Source organism: Plantactinospora alkalitolerans, assembly GCF_015690345.1.
Taxonomy (GTDB): Bacteria; Actinomycetota; Actinomycetes; order Mycobacteriales; family Micromonosporaceae; genus Plantactinospora; species Plantactinospora alkalitolerans.
Genome location: NZ_JADPUN010000196.1, coordinates 1 through 12965 on the forward strand (window position 1 = coordinate 1; position 12965 = coordinate 12965).

Genomic DNA, 12965 nt, shown 5'->3' on the forward strand with positions numbered 1-12965 from the left:
CGATCCGATCCGCTGGTCGGAAGGCGGGGCGCCAGCTCGGCTGGAAAATTCTCACCCACCAGTCGGACCCGGCGAGGCGCGAGGATGGCCATGTCGTGGTGATTGTCGCCGTGGAGGAGCATCCGAATCCGGAGGAGCGGCAGCGGATGAAGGAGCGCTCCAGGCTGCTGTTCGATCACATGCATGGGGATGACGGCTGTGCGGGCCGCACCGTCAGTTTGGAAGATCGTTACCGGCTGTCCGGCTCTGTCCGTTGTGCCTGGTCGTTGGCCGTGTGGTGGTGACCGCTCCTGCCCGCTCGTGACCGCCTACGGCATCGGCTTATGGCACGTGGCTGGCACGCTCCCCCTGACCGCGTCCGGCATCGTACGGCCCGACTGTCGGGGTCGGAGAGGCTTTGTCCTGGGCCCACCGGTCTCCGTACTCCGGTGGCAAGCCGCGCAGCGGCGCGGCAGTCGATCGCCCGATATGCGGCGAAGGCCAACCACCCTCGCGATCGTCACGGCAACTCCAAACTTGTGCCATGAGGTCGACGCGCTGCGGGCGCCCGAGGACGGCCGGAGGCCGCCCGCAGGGTGGCCCGCAAGCGCATAGAGGCCTCACCTTGGCTTGCTGCACTGTCAGCTTGGGAACTCGCTGGGGCGCCGGCCCGGTCCAAGGTCAGCGGCTTACCCTCCTGCTCATGGTGCCCGTGGTTGCCCACGGTTCCCCGTGGCTTCCCGACGCTACGGGCACGTAGGGGCACGGGGTACGAGCGCGGTGGAAGTGGAACTGTCTGGGCTCCGGCTGATCCTTGGCTGGATGGGCCGGCGGGTGCGCCTTTCTGGTGTGGTTCCGGCGGTCATTCGTGTGTTGGTCTGGTTGCGACTGTCGGTAAGGATGTGTCGATGCGACTGCTAGGTAAAGTGATCTCTATTGTGGGTTTGCTGGTTGCCGGTGCCGGCCTAGCTCTGTTCGTGCGGTTCCTCTTGACGCAGGGTGTGGAGCGGGCGTCCTGGTGGGTCTCCGTGGTGGGGTTCTTCGTCGCCGTGTCCGGGGTGGTGATCGCGGTGTACGCGTGGCGGCGTCTGGTGCCGCCGCCTGAACAGACCGACGGCGAAGGAGTGTTGGGAAGCGCTGCTGGCGTGGGGCCGGTCGCGGGTGATGGCGGATTCGCGGCGGGGGATGTGCGGATAGAGGCGCGGGATCAGGCGGTGGCGGCGGGTGTGGTGCAGGGGTCGGTGTCGACGGCAAACCCTCGCAAGCCGGGTCCGGCTTCGGCCTAGCTGGACCCGGCTTTGATCGCGTGGCGGTGCAAGCGCAGACAGCGTTGACGGCCGCCGGTCATGGAATGGCTATCGGTTCTGTCGGCGCGCTGTATATGGGCGGTGATGGTGAACGGCCGGTGGTGTCGGTCGCGCCGCCGATGGGACGGCGTAGCCGGCATCTGCGGGGCCGGGATGACCTGGTCGGTGAGTTGCTTGGGCTGGTCAGCGATGGTGTCGGTGGGTCGCGGGTGCGGGTGTTGCACGGGCTCGGCGGGCGCGGGAAAACGTCGATCGCGTTGGAGGTGTGCGCGCGGTCGGCTGGCGGGCCGGTGTGGTGGGTGTCGGCGGTTGACGAAGTGTCGTTGCGCGCGGGACTGACGGCGGTGGCTCGGCATGCGGGTGCTAGTGAGCAGGAGCTGCGGGCCGGAGATCTCGGGGATGTGTTGTGGGGGCGGCTGGCAGGGTTGGCGTCGGGGTGGTTGCTGGTTGTTGACAACGCTGATGATCCGCAGGTGCTTGCGGGGTCGGGTCAGTTGGCGGATGGGAATGGGTGGTTGCGGCCGGCTGAGGTGGCGGGGTTGGTGGTGGTGACCAGCCGTAGCGCGCGGTGGCCGTCGTGGTGTCACCCGCAGCGGGTGGGGATGCTGGATGAGGAGCTGGCGGCGGAGGTGTTGCGGGATGCCGCTGGTGAGCAGGCGGGCGGGCTCGATGAGGCGCGGGCGCTGGCTCGCTGGTTGGGCGGGTTGCCGCTGGCATTGCGGTTGGCGGGGGCATATCTGGCGGCGACGGGGGCGGCTCTGCTGCCCGAGCCTGGCCGTCCGGCAACGTTCGTTGAATACCTGGAGGTGCTGCAGGCCGATGGTGGGCGTCGGTTCGTGGCGGGGCAGGAGATGGCGGAGGAGGTGACCAGCCGGGCTTTGACGTTGTCGCTGGATCTCTTGGCGAGGCGGGGTCTGGAGCAGGCGGAGGTGTTGCTGCGGTTGTTGGCGCAGTTCGCTGAGGCGCCGATACCGTTCCGGTTGCTGCTTGATCCTGAGGTGCTCAGCCAATCGGGGGTACTGGGAGGTGTGAGCGCCGGGGACATCTCCCGGTTGTTGGAGGCGCTGGCAGACATGGCGTTGATCGATGTCACGGCCGGTACGGGTGTGCAGCGGGTGTTGACCTTGCATCCGGTGGTACGGACGGCCAGCCTGGACACCTTCGCCGCCTCGCACGGCGACCCCTCAGATCTTGAAACGGTAGCGGCGCTGGCTATCTATTCGGCCGCTGACGGTGAGTCGACGGGATTACCGGAGGATCCACCTCGGTGGCCGTTGTGGCAGCTACTCGCCCCGCATGCGTTTGAGCTGTTGCGGCGAGTGTCCCGAATCGAAGGTCCGTCCTCGGACTTGGTTGGCTGGGCGGCCTACTCTGCTGGGCTGGCGGCTCGGGCGGCGCGAGCCCAGGGCGACTACGAGCAGGCCCGCACCGAGTTCCAGGCCATCTACGACATCGGGCGGCGGACCCTCGGCGACGAACACCCCTACACCCTCACCACCCGACACGAGCTGGCCGGGGTGCTCCACGACCAGGGCGACTACGAGCAGGCCCGCACCGAGTTCCAGGCCATCTACGACATCGAGCGCCGGACCCTCGGCGACGAACACCCCCACACCCTCGCCACCCGACACAACCTGGCCGGGGTGCTCCACGACCAGGGCGACTACGAGCAGGCCCGCACCGAGTTCCAGGCCATCTACGACATCTGGCGGCGGACCCTCGGCGACGAACACCCCGACACGCTTCAACTCCGTGACCTGCTCGACGCACAAGACAATCCCGTTGCGTGAAGCCTTCCGGCGGCCGAAGGTGATCGCGGCCTACATAAGGGGTGCCACCCTGGAGACACGGTGGCAAGCCAGTCCGGGGTTTGGACTGGCGCGGCAGCCGGAAGCCCCGACCACGGCGGCGGCCAGCCCCGCCGGCTTCCGTCGCGGCCTTGCTGGGACGGGCTCCTCTGGTCGTTGGGACAGCCGCCGGCCGGGCTTGCCGCCCACACCGCGCGGAGCGCGGTGCCTTGATCATGAAGAGAACAAATCGGCAGTCCGCTCCTACGTCGCCCTCGTACGTGACGGTACTCTCGCCTTGGTCGAAGTCAGGCAGGAACATGAAGACGTCGGCGACTAACCCCGCTCTTTCGAAGGCTGCGCCGAGGTGTGAGGCGAAGAAGGGTATGTGGAGGACGAAACGCGTGCCCTGCTCGGTAGGCTCTGTTATCCATGATGGCCTCTGCCAAGCCTGCGGGTTCGACTCCGTCACCAGCTCCTTCTGTGACCAGGGCCACTGATCACACTTGCGGGATCACCGTCATGCCTCAGCAGCGCCAGCTACCGCACTTAGCGCATCGAAGCCGGTGCGGTACCACTTTCCCCACTTGTCGAAAGCGTGCAGATCGCCGCCCCGGCAGGTGTAACGAAGCCGTTGCGCTTCGATGCCGTCGGGTAGAACGATGCGGCACTGCCCGCCGACGCGGCGCACACCGTCTCTGTCGATTCGCAGCAGGGTCACGACGTCGTACTCAGAGCCGGATCCCCTGAGCAGCGCGCGGTCTGCGCCACTGACCAGCATGCTGTCTGCGAACTGGTAGGCAGACGCTCCCCAGTCCGTGACCTTGTCACCTGACGCCGACTGGATGTGGAAGTCGGTGTAAGGGCAGAAATGGGCGGTCTCGCCGTGAAGGTTGAGCGTGTAGCAGTCGGAGATGTAGGGGAGCCCCGCACCTCGCGGGTAGAGCCAGTCGACGGTCAGGTCTTGGTTGAACCGGGCCAGGCCATGTCCCTCCGGCCCGGCTCCGCCCAGCGCACCCTCGTCGAAGTACCCCGCCCATACCTTGCCCGATGGCGTCGTCTGGAGTTCCTCGATGGCATCACCAAGGTTGCCCCTGTGCTTCAAAACGCCGTCGCGCGTCCATACCTCACCGTTGGGCGTGCCATGCCGAGCGCGAGCCGCCGCCAGCACGACCCGCCCTTCCGGCAGCGGTTGCACGAACGACACGCGGAGGTCCGTCTCCACATCGATCGCACCAGCAATTTCCTTCCCGCCGAAGTGCCAGGTCACCTGCTTGCGGCGGGAGTCCTCTCGGTGTGGCCAAACGGCAAAGGCCGTGCCATCAGGCCCAACGCCGACCGCCTCAGGATCGCGCTCCATCTCCGCACGGTCCAACGGCGTCAGAAACCCATGGTGTTCGAGCGGCACGACCGGCAGCTTCAAGACCTCCAGCCGCCGCTCAAGGTCAGCCCGATCACGTTCGACTTGTGTTTTCCTCATCGACAACATCCTCCGCCACCCGGCAACCGGGTTTCAGCGCTCTGCCGTCTCGCCCAGCGGCAGCCGCTACGGGGCCTGTTGTCGCATCCGTGTCGGGGGGAAGATCATCGAGGTCGGCGGCTGAGTCCTGGGGAGTCGAGAGCAGGTTTCCGAGGCGTCTGGGAGTTGCCCGTGAGCGAGCCGGGCGAGTTGACGTTGAAGATCATGCGTCATCTGGAGATCGACTGGCAGTACATCGAGCATGTTGAGCCGTCGAACGCCGAGCGAATCGCGGCGATCCGATCCGCTGGTCGGAAGGCGGGGCGCCAGCTCGGCTGGAAAATTCTCACCCACCAGTCGGACCCGGCGAGGCGCGAGGATGGCCATGTCGTGGTGATTGTCGCCGTGGAGGAGCATCCGAACCCCGGAGGAGCGGCAGCGGATGAAGGAGCGGTCAAGGCTCCTGCTCGATCACATGCATAAGGATCACGGCTGAGCTGGTCGGACCCTCAGTTTGGAAGGACGAAGATCACCGCCCGAGATGCCCGCAACGCCTGCTGGCGGCAGGGGAGTGGGTGCTGGCTCGTGCCCGCTCGTGCCCGTCCGGGGTACCGGCTACTGGCACGCCGCCGTCATCTGATCCGTAGATTCCCAAGACCACTTCGCAGCCGTTCGGCAAGGTCACGCGTCGCCCTGGTCGCCGCGCCCTCGGCAACTAATCGGTCTGGGGCTCGTCCGACTCCGTTCGCCTCGGTGGCTCCCCCGTTGGCTCCCGACCGATGCTCTCTGACCGGCGCGGAGGCAGCCTCCCTACGATAGATTGGTGTGCTATGTCGAGCAGCATCACTCCCCTGTGGAGGCAGATCGCCGAGTGGTTGCGGAAGAATGCGCCTCTCACGTTCGCAAAGCTCAATCCTCCAGCGGATGAACGGGCGCTGGCTGAGCTCGCTTCGCAAATGGACATCGAACTTCCACCCGATCTAGTGGAACTGCTTCGCAGCTTCAACGGTTCCGCGTCACGAGACGTCATCGGCCTAATTCTGCTTCCCTCGGGCTACTACGTGATGGATAGCTCGCAGATTGCACGGGACACCCGACAAAGAGCGTCAATCTGGGGCGATGCCTGGCGGCCGAGCTGGATCGCGTTCGGAAACGATCTGTGTGGCGGGTGTCTTGTCCTCGATACCCAGCCGCAGCCACCGTACGGCCGGGTATTTGAGTTCGACAAAGTCGAGGGGCCCTTCGGTTCGGCGTGGGATAGCCTGGACGATCTGCTTACGGAGATGCTGGCTTTGCTGGAAGGGCGCGCCGTTGGCCTGGCTCACCGAATTCCCTACGACTATCCCCGCGCGCCGGCTCCTCTGAAGCCCGTTGTCAAAGACGGGGAACTGGGGTGGGAAGTTGGGATAGGAGATTGGATACCGGGGTCAAACCGGAGTTGACGGCCACGCTCCTGAGCAGGGCGGGCCGGCCTTGGGTTTGGAAGAAGATCACGGATGGCTGGTCAGGTAGCTGCCTCCCTGGTCGGCCCATCTGCCGTTGTCGGGTGGCGTCGGCGTCAGCGGGTGCTCTTGGCTGTGCGGATGGCTGTACTACGGGCTTGGTCGGGGGCCGGATTGTAGCGGAGCCCGCTGTACCTTCTGCTCCGTGGCAACCATGGCAGAGCTGCTCGACTGCATCGATGATCCGGACGATGACAGCACGCTGCCCTACCGGCTTGTGGACAAATCGCGGAGAGTGGCGGCAAGTCCCTGATACCCCTGCTGGCGATCGAACTCGACAACTTTCTGAACACGGGTCATTTCTATGGGCGTGATGTCATCGCCGATACCCTGGCGGGTCTTGGCGGGGTTGGTGTCCTGCCGCTGTTGATCGCGGCCTCCGCTCGAAATCTTGGCGACGACCGGGATGGGCTCCAGTCCACAATCCTTGAGCTGATGTCGACTGACAAGCAGCCGGCTCGTCCTGACGACGCACCGATTCCACGAGGTAGGCCCGACAACCTCCAGGCTGGCAGGTCAGGCTTGCTCGGCGGAACACTGGCCAGCAGGGGAGTCGCAGATCCTCACGATGCGCTTGAGTCGGCAATGACCTCGTTGATCGTGTACATGGCCTCGGCTGCCAGGGTGGGTTCGATATCCCGGTAGTAGTGGAGCCCGCCGAGTGATATCGACAGTGCGCGGGCACGGGCTCGTGCCCAGATGGCTTCATCGCATCCGACTCTCGACCGGAAGGCCCGTCGGACGCTGGCGGGCAGAACGGTCCAGGCGACGATCAGGTCGCATGCCGGATCGCCGATGCCGACGGTCGCGAAATCGATGACCGCGCTGAGCCGACCATCTTGGGTCAGGATGTTGCCGGGTAACAGGTCCGCGTGGACCCAGGTGGGCGGACCGTCCCATGAGGGAACGTCCAGCGCCTTGTCCCAGATGGCGGTGGCTGTGTCGGTGTCGATCGTGCCTTCCAATCCCGCAATGGCGCCTCGCGTCTGCCCATCCATGCGCGCCAGTGGTCCGCCGCGGTAGGCCCTGGGTCCGTCGGGAATGTCGATGGCACGAAAGGCGCTGACGAACTCGGCCAGGTCGTCGGTGAGATCGGCAGGTGCGGTGAGGTTGCCGGGGACTGGGTTCGAGCCGGGAAGCCAGCGAAGGATCGACCAGGTCCAGGGGTATTCGTCGGTGGGCTGACCCACGGCGACAGGGGCAGGGATGGCGACGGGCAGGTAGGGAGCCAGTTGCCGCAGCCATCGTTGCTCCTCGGCCCCGTCGCCCGCTGCCCATGGCACGCGGCACAGCCGCACAACGAGGTCCGGTCCCAACCGGAACAGCGCGTTGACCGTGCCGGTTGAGGGCACTCGTCGGAGGGGAAGACCCGCCCAGTGGGGAAACTGTCCGGCGATCAGCCGTGCGACGGTGTCGACCGAGATGTCGATCTCATCGGCGTGCATCTTCCGATCGGGCAGAACACCCTCCTGATGAAGCGCGGTCGTCGCGTCGAGCATCTCCAATGAGCGATCCCGAGGCAACCGAATTCCGTCTCGAAGACAAGATCCACCGATTCCGCAAGGTCGACCGTCGAGAGGTATCCCGGAGGAGATGCGGAAAGGTTGCCCGAAGAGGGGAACGCCCTGGTCGCAGCCGAGTGGGTGCCCGTACGGCAAATCCGTCGCGAAAGCTTCAGAGGTTCGAGTCCTCTACCCGCCACCATGTGCGAAATCGGCCCCCGACCTGAGGAAACCGGGCGAGGGGCCGATCTTTGTTTGGTCCCGGCCCGTCCAGCCGGATCCGGCCCTCCGCAGCGAGTTGGGGAAGCCAGTCTCGGGGTTGGACTGGCGCGGCAGGCGGAAGGCAGGAGTTCGACGGCGGCGAGCCACGCTGCCTTCCGTACCGCCTCGCAGTTTCCGCAGGCGCCGACTTCAGCTTCCTAGTCCGCGCCGTGGTGTGTTGAGACGAAGCCGTCCGCCCATTGATCCTCGTCGAGGCGGTGGCGGTTGACCATGAAGCAGTCCGGTTCGTCGCGGAAGCCGGGGAGGAGTCGGGCACCCTGGATGCGTTCCTCTGCGCGCTGCTCGCTGGAGTAGACCCCGAGGATCTTCAGATCGTCGCCGTCCTCCTCGTCCCAGATCAGTTCACCGTCCTGCCGGTGAAGGGTTGGGCTCCCGTCCAGGCTGCGGGCATGCCGGATGTGCCAGAGCATGAAGACGTCCACGAGGGAGACCGTAACGACGCTCAGCGAGGCCAGCCGGACGGGCGCGGCTTCCCAGCGGGCGGTCTACCGTGCTCGCGCCGCGCAGCGCGCGGCGCCTTGATCGCGCTCCGAACTCCTCGCCGCGAAGGACCGAGCCGCCCGGCCCACGGCGGCCGATCTCTCGTCAACTGACAACGCCATGACCGTCCGCGGGGAGGAACAGTGAAGGCGGGCGAACTGCTGACCATGCCAGCAGTGCTAGAGGCGGTAGTTCAACCTTGCTCGCCCTCGGCTGTGGTGCCGCCGATCAGGAGCCGGGCTTCGGCGATGACATCCGCGTCGACATCCCCGGCTGCGCTGCTGGTGTGCTTGTGCCCCTCGTAGACCGCGTCAATGTAGTCGTAGGTGTTCTCAAGGTTGATCAGCTCGGCTGCCAGGGGAGTGCCGTCGTGGGTGATGAATCCGTACGCCCAGGATGTCAGGTCACGAGGCGCGATGGTCCCTGCGAGCAGCCGTCGGGCCATGATCTGGAGGGCTTCTTCTTCACCCGCTCGGCTTCCCTCCGGATGGTAGGTGAGGGAGAGTTCCTCAAGAGCGCCTTCGAGCCAGCGACGCAGCTCGCCACTCTCGCTGCCTCGGGCAGGCGAGATGCCTGCCAGGATCCGAAGGGTTGGACTGTCTACGCCCGCGACGAGGCAGGCACAGGCGGCCTCGATCACGTCTGCCGGCGTACCCGATCCGATGCTCCAGAGGACGGCAGCGTTCTGGAGGCGGGCGAGAGCGTCCTTGCTGCGCATCGGTACATGATCTGCCTGCATGGCGCCGTTGTCTTCGGGATATCCGGCCGCCGGGTGGACGCGGGCGGCGGTTTCGTGGGCGTGGGCACATGGTGGGCGGTCGACCGGCTGACGCCTGCCCGGGGGAGTGAAACGGTCCGGTGGCAAGCCGCGCAGCGGCGCGGCAGCGATTGCCTGGCCCACGATGGCGGCCGATCTACCACCCACGCAATCGTCACGGCCCAACCTTTCCGCACGCTTCTTCCAGCCTGCGTGATCCGCATGGCAGGATCGGGCCATGCTCCAGAACCCGGACACCTATGCCGCGTAGGGCACCCGACCGCGTACGCGCTGACACGCATCGACGCCGACGTCCCGGAGAACGGATAGCCATCCTGCCGGGTGTGTCTCGTCGGGGCCAAGCGGAGATCGCCCGATTAGAGCGGACTCGGCTACGTCCTGGCGCGATCGCGGATGCATTGCGAGTCTGGGAGACGTTCGTTCGCGCGCCCCGTTCGGAACGATGGGGAATGCTCGGGTGCGGGCGGGCCGAGTGTTGTCCCGACCCGATCGACTACCGACGTCTGATGACGCTGGCCGTCCGGGTGCTGCCATCCTCAGACGCAGCCGTTCTGCGACGACGGATCGACGTGCTCGACACCCTGGTCGAGGACTGGGACGAGTTGTTGGAGCCCTAGCGAGGAGTCGCGGAGGCAGTCACGGTCCGCGACTGGAGTGCGCATCTCGGCACAGCGGGTATTTCCGGCCTGGCGGAGGCGCTGTGGGGTGGCTCGATTAGAGGGAGCGGGTCTCCTCAAGGATGACCCGGCCGCCGACATCGACGGTGTCGTTGGGACCTGGTCGAGTCAGGATTTGCGATCCCTTGCCCTGCATGATGTTCAGCGCCTGGCGCAGTTCGGCGGTGAGCACGATCGCGGACGCTCCGGTGGCTTCATCCTCGACGATGGCGTCGCCCCGGCGGGGAAATCCCCTGGTACGTACCCGACCGGCGGCCCGGTCCTGCCACGCCCACACGTACAGCCACCCGTCGCCTGGCGGCGGCCCCGGGAGCGAGTCGACCTCCTCGACCGAGGCGTACTGCTGCATGCGCCTGTCGGGTGCCCACTGCGCGCGACCCCTGATCCAGGTGAACTCGCCGTCCTGCCAGGTTGGCACCGAGCCCGCCGGCGGGTGTAGGAGTTCCGGCCTGGCTCGGAGCCGACCCAGCAGCCAGGATGTGCCCACCAGCGGATGCCCGGCAAACGGCAGCCGCACGCTCGGCGTGTAGATGTCGACGACCCCTGTGCCAGCGTCATCGACGAAGACAGTTTCGCTGAAGCCCAGCCGCGCGGCCACGGCCTGGCGGTCCTGCCCGGTGGCCACGGCTTGGCCGTCAAGAACAACGCCGAGCTGGTTTCCATACGTACCGCCGGGACCGCAGAACACACGAAGTACATGAAGATCTGTCACAAATGATGCTAACCACGGCAGGCTCGCTGAGCGGACACCGGGTATCGGACACCGGACGCTCTGCGCTCATCGGCCACGTGAGTGCGCCCGCGACTGGTGCGGCAAGACCCTCGCCGACCACGAACACGACGGCAAAGCACGGGTACGCACTCCTCGGCGTCACCACCGACCCGGGAACACCGCGATCGCACATGATCTTTTCTGGTTGGTCCTCTGGCTGGTGGCCGCAGCATCGCGTAGCGGTGTCGGGCATCGCGCACCGAGGCAGGGCGACTGTCCTGCGCCGGCGCTTGTACGCTGCCGGCATGAGCTGGGAGTTCATGATCCATGCTTACCGGGCGGAGCATGATCCGGTGAGACTGTTGCTGGACAACGGCCGTGCGCTGCCGCTTCCCGGGACGCAGCCGTGGCCGACCGCCTCCCAACTGGTCGCAGCTCTTGCCGCCGCCGGCCTGCGCGGACAACTTGGCTTCGAGATCGTCGGCCTGGACCTACCGCGGCACGATTGGGAGGAGTATGACCACAGCCGGGATCTCGGGACTGTGTACCTGGGCGGCGACGCCTCGGCGCGCCACCCGGACGCTCGGATCGGCAGGATCACGCTGTACAAGCCGGGCGAGTCGACGCTGGCGGCCACGCTTGCCATTCGCCATCTTCTCGGCCCTGTCGTGGTCGTCGCCTGTGATGACGACCTCGAAGACGGAGGGCTGCTCGTCCGCCCGGACGACGATTCGACCATGCTGGCCGAGGTGTGGCCGTGGCCCTGACCGACATAAGAAGGTGATCAATTAGATCCCACGCGACGACATCCAGTTCATGGACGCTGGCGCCGACTGCTCGGTCAGCTGGCCCACGGGACCAGCATGTCGGATGCTCCGCACCCGAACCGACCCCATGCCTTCCGGGCTGCGCGATGGCCTCAGTCTCCGGGGTACGAACGGCCCGCTGGCACCGGTCGTCAGGTCCAGCGAGCCGCCCTCGCTTGTTAGGCTCCCGCGATGCTGATCATCGAAGGCGCGGGCCAGTGGACCGCACCCGCCGGAGCCGCAAACGACTGGGTCGAACACCTGAGAGTGCCGGACCTGTCGGTGGGAACGTACTGCATCCCGGCGGGCGGTCTCGACGGTCAGAGTCCGCACACCGAGGATGAGATCTACGTGGTCACCGCGGGGCGGGCCCGGATCGTGACCCCGGACGGTGCGGCCGAGGTGGGCCCGGGGTCGGTGATCTTCGTGCCGGCTGGCGAGGAGCACCGGTTCGACGAGGTGACCGAGGATCTGGCGCTTCTGGTGGTGTTCGGCCCGGCGTTCGGCTCGCGCGCTCCGGCTCAGCGAGCCGAGTAGGGCGGGCGAGGGCGCCACCCCGGAGGTCGTAGTCCGTCCTGAAAGGACCCGACGACCAGGCCACGCGTTGAGAGGATCTCCGTTTTGCCTGGTCCGGTGCCGTTGCAGGGGGTTGGCATCATGAGGGGCCGCTCGCGGCGGGCAGTCCGTCGCTAACGGGGAAATTGAGGCTCACGCATGCGTACACGAACGTCCACTGTGCTGGCCGGCCTGGTCGGCCTGGCCGTCACGCTGTCGATGGCGGTGCCCGCCGCACAGGCCGCGCCCGCCAGGGCCGCCGGATCGACCGCGACCGTTCAGGACCGGCTGGTCCTCGAGCCGACCGACTTCGGCTACCGGGGATCGATCCAGGCGGAGCTGACCTACCACGGCGTCGAGCCGGGTCGGGCCCGCTACGTGATCACCGAGCCGGTTCCGGGCTCCTACGAGAACCTGGAGTGGGGAGTCACCTGCTACAGCGGCGGAGAGCGCCTGCCGGACCGTCGGATCAGGGTCGAGTGCGACGTTCCGGGCGGCGAGTTCCAGCCCGGCGAGCACCGGGCCTTCACCATCGACTTCCAGGTCCTGACCACGATCCAGCCGTACGCGATGAAGGCCAAGAACGGGCGCCTGGCCGTCACGGTCAACGGCAAGGTCGTCACCGACGAGACCTTCCAGAGTCGGTTCCGTTCGTCCACCGGCTCACTGCGCGACCCCGTGACGTACGTGCGGGACCAGCAGCCGGACGCCGGGATCACCGCCGGTGACCTGACGCTGGTACGGCAGCCGGACGGCACCTTCGAGGGCCGCCTGCCGCTGACGGTGCGGTACGACGGCGACGCCCCGCACAACGCGCTCCACCTGTTCACTCAGAACCTGCCGGCGGGCATCTACGAGATGCACACCGTCCCGACCGACGACTGCGGGCACTTCTGCGTGCCCGGTGGCCAGTTCATGGAGGGCGAGGTGCGGAACTTCGACCTCGTCTTCACCGGGTCGGCCGACACCCGTCTCGGTGACCTGGGTGAGGCGGGCATCGAGGTGCAGACCGACCCGTGGACGCCGCAGGCGTTGCCGGACGCCGACCCGTCCGACAACGTCACCACCTTCTCCATCACGGCGGTCGAGGCAGGCTGACGCCTGTCGCGACAGCGGGGCTCCGGCTACTCCGGTAGCCG

At 66.8% G+C, this 12965-nt stretch carries 13 protein-coding genes; 8 read left to right on the top strand and 5 right to left on the bottom strand.

What is annotated here, in order from left to right; all coding sequences use genetic code 11:
* The 3 genes from I0C86_RS20915 to I0C86_RS45105 all read left to right on the top strand — a co-directional run.
* On the top strand, positions 1-284 hold a 284-nt coding region (locus I0C86_RS20915), incomplete at its 5' end, for a hypothetical protein (RefSeq protein WP_196202962.1).
* A 603-nt stretch (positions 285-887) separates the two neighbouring features.
* Complete coding sequence (locus tag I0C86_RS20920) at positions 888-1265, top strand: hypothetical protein (protein WP_196202963.1); 378 nt, start codon at positions 888-890, stop codon at positions 1263-1265.
* Positions 1266-1285: 20 nt separating this feature from the next.
* Entirely contained in the window at positions 1286-3076 is a 1791-nt protein-coding gene (locus I0C86_RS45105) for a tetratricopeptide repeat protein (protein ID WP_323373758.1), read from the top strand.
* 517 nt (positions 3077-3593) lie between these two features.
* Here the strand turns inward: I0C86_RS45105 and I0C86_RS20930 are convergent.
* The gene (locus I0C86_RS20930) at positions 3594-4553 is read right to left on the bottom strand and encodes a hypothetical protein (RefSeq protein WP_196202965.1); all 960 of its coding nucleotides are present in this window, start codon (positions 4551-4553) and stop codon (positions 3594-3596) included.
* A 171-nt stretch (positions 4554-4724) separates the two neighbouring features.
* Between I0C86_RS20930 and I0C86_RS20935 the strand changes: the two genes are divergently transcribed.
* Both I0C86_RS20935 and I0C86_RS20940 read left to right on the top strand, forming a co-directional pair.
* A complete protein-coding gene (locus I0C86_RS20935) occupies positions 4725-5015 on the top strand; it encodes a hypothetical protein (RefSeq protein WP_196202966.1) in 291 nt (96 codons plus the stop codon).
* Between the two features lie 347 nt (positions 5016-5362).
* Positions 5363-5974, top strand: a complete 612-nt coding sequence (locus tag I0C86_RS20940; protein ID WP_196202967.1) for an SMI1/KNR4 family protein — start codon at positions 5363-5365, stop codon at positions 5972-5974.
* Positions 5975-6597: 623 nt separating this feature from the next.
* Here I0C86_RS20940 and I0C86_RS20945 read toward each other — a convergent pair.
* The 4 genes from I0C86_RS20945 to I0C86_RS20960 all read right to left on the bottom strand — a co-directional run bounded on the left by I0C86_RS20945 (position 6598) and on the right by I0C86_RS20960 (position 10465).
* Positions 6598-7533: an aminoglycoside phosphotransferase family protein gene (locus tag I0C86_RS20945; RefSeq protein ID WP_230394512.1), complete on the bottom strand. Its 936-nt coding sequence runs from the start codon at positions 7531-7533 to the stop codon at positions 6598-6600.
* A gap of 422 nt (positions 7534-7955) precedes the next feature.
* Positions 7956-8240 (bottom strand): DUF7336 domain-containing protein, encoded by a 285-nt coding sequence (locus I0C86_RS20950; RefSeq protein ID WP_196202968.1) that lies wholly within the window; start codon positions 8238-8240, stop codon positions 7956-7958.
* A 251-nt stretch (positions 8241-8491) separates the two neighbouring features.
* Entirely contained in the window at positions 8492-9016 is a 525-nt protein-coding gene (locus I0C86_RS20955) for a hypothetical protein (RefSeq protein ID WP_196202969.1), read from the bottom strand.
* Positions 9017-9790: 774 nt separating this feature from the next.
* Complete coding sequence (locus I0C86_RS20960) at positions 9791-10465, bottom strand: PhzF family phenazine biosynthesis protein (RefSeq protein ID WP_196202970.1); 675 nt, start codon at positions 10463-10465, stop codon at positions 9791-9793.
* A gap of 305 nt (positions 10466-10770) precedes the next feature.
* Here I0C86_RS20960 and I0C86_RS20965 point away from each other — a divergent pair, with 305 nt between their 5' ends.
* From I0C86_RS20965 to I0C86_RS20975, 3 genes are all read left to right on the top strand, one after another.
* Entirely contained in the window at positions 10771-11232 is a 462-nt protein-coding gene (locus I0C86_RS20965) for a hypothetical protein (protein ID WP_196202971.1), read from the top strand.
* A 231-nt stretch (positions 11233-11463) separates the two neighbouring features.
* The gene (locus I0C86_RS20970) at positions 11464-11808 is read left to right on the top strand and encodes a cupin domain-containing protein (protein WP_196202972.1); all 345 of its coding nucleotides are present in this window, start codon (positions 11464-11466) and stop codon (positions 11806-11808) included.
* 177 nt (positions 11809-11985) lie between these two features.
* Positions 11986-12924: a hypothetical protein gene (locus tag I0C86_RS20975; RefSeq protein WP_196202973.1), complete on the top strand. Its 939-nt coding sequence runs from the start codon at positions 11986-11988 to the stop codon at positions 12922-12924.
* Positions 12925-12965 lie beyond the last annotated feature (41 nt).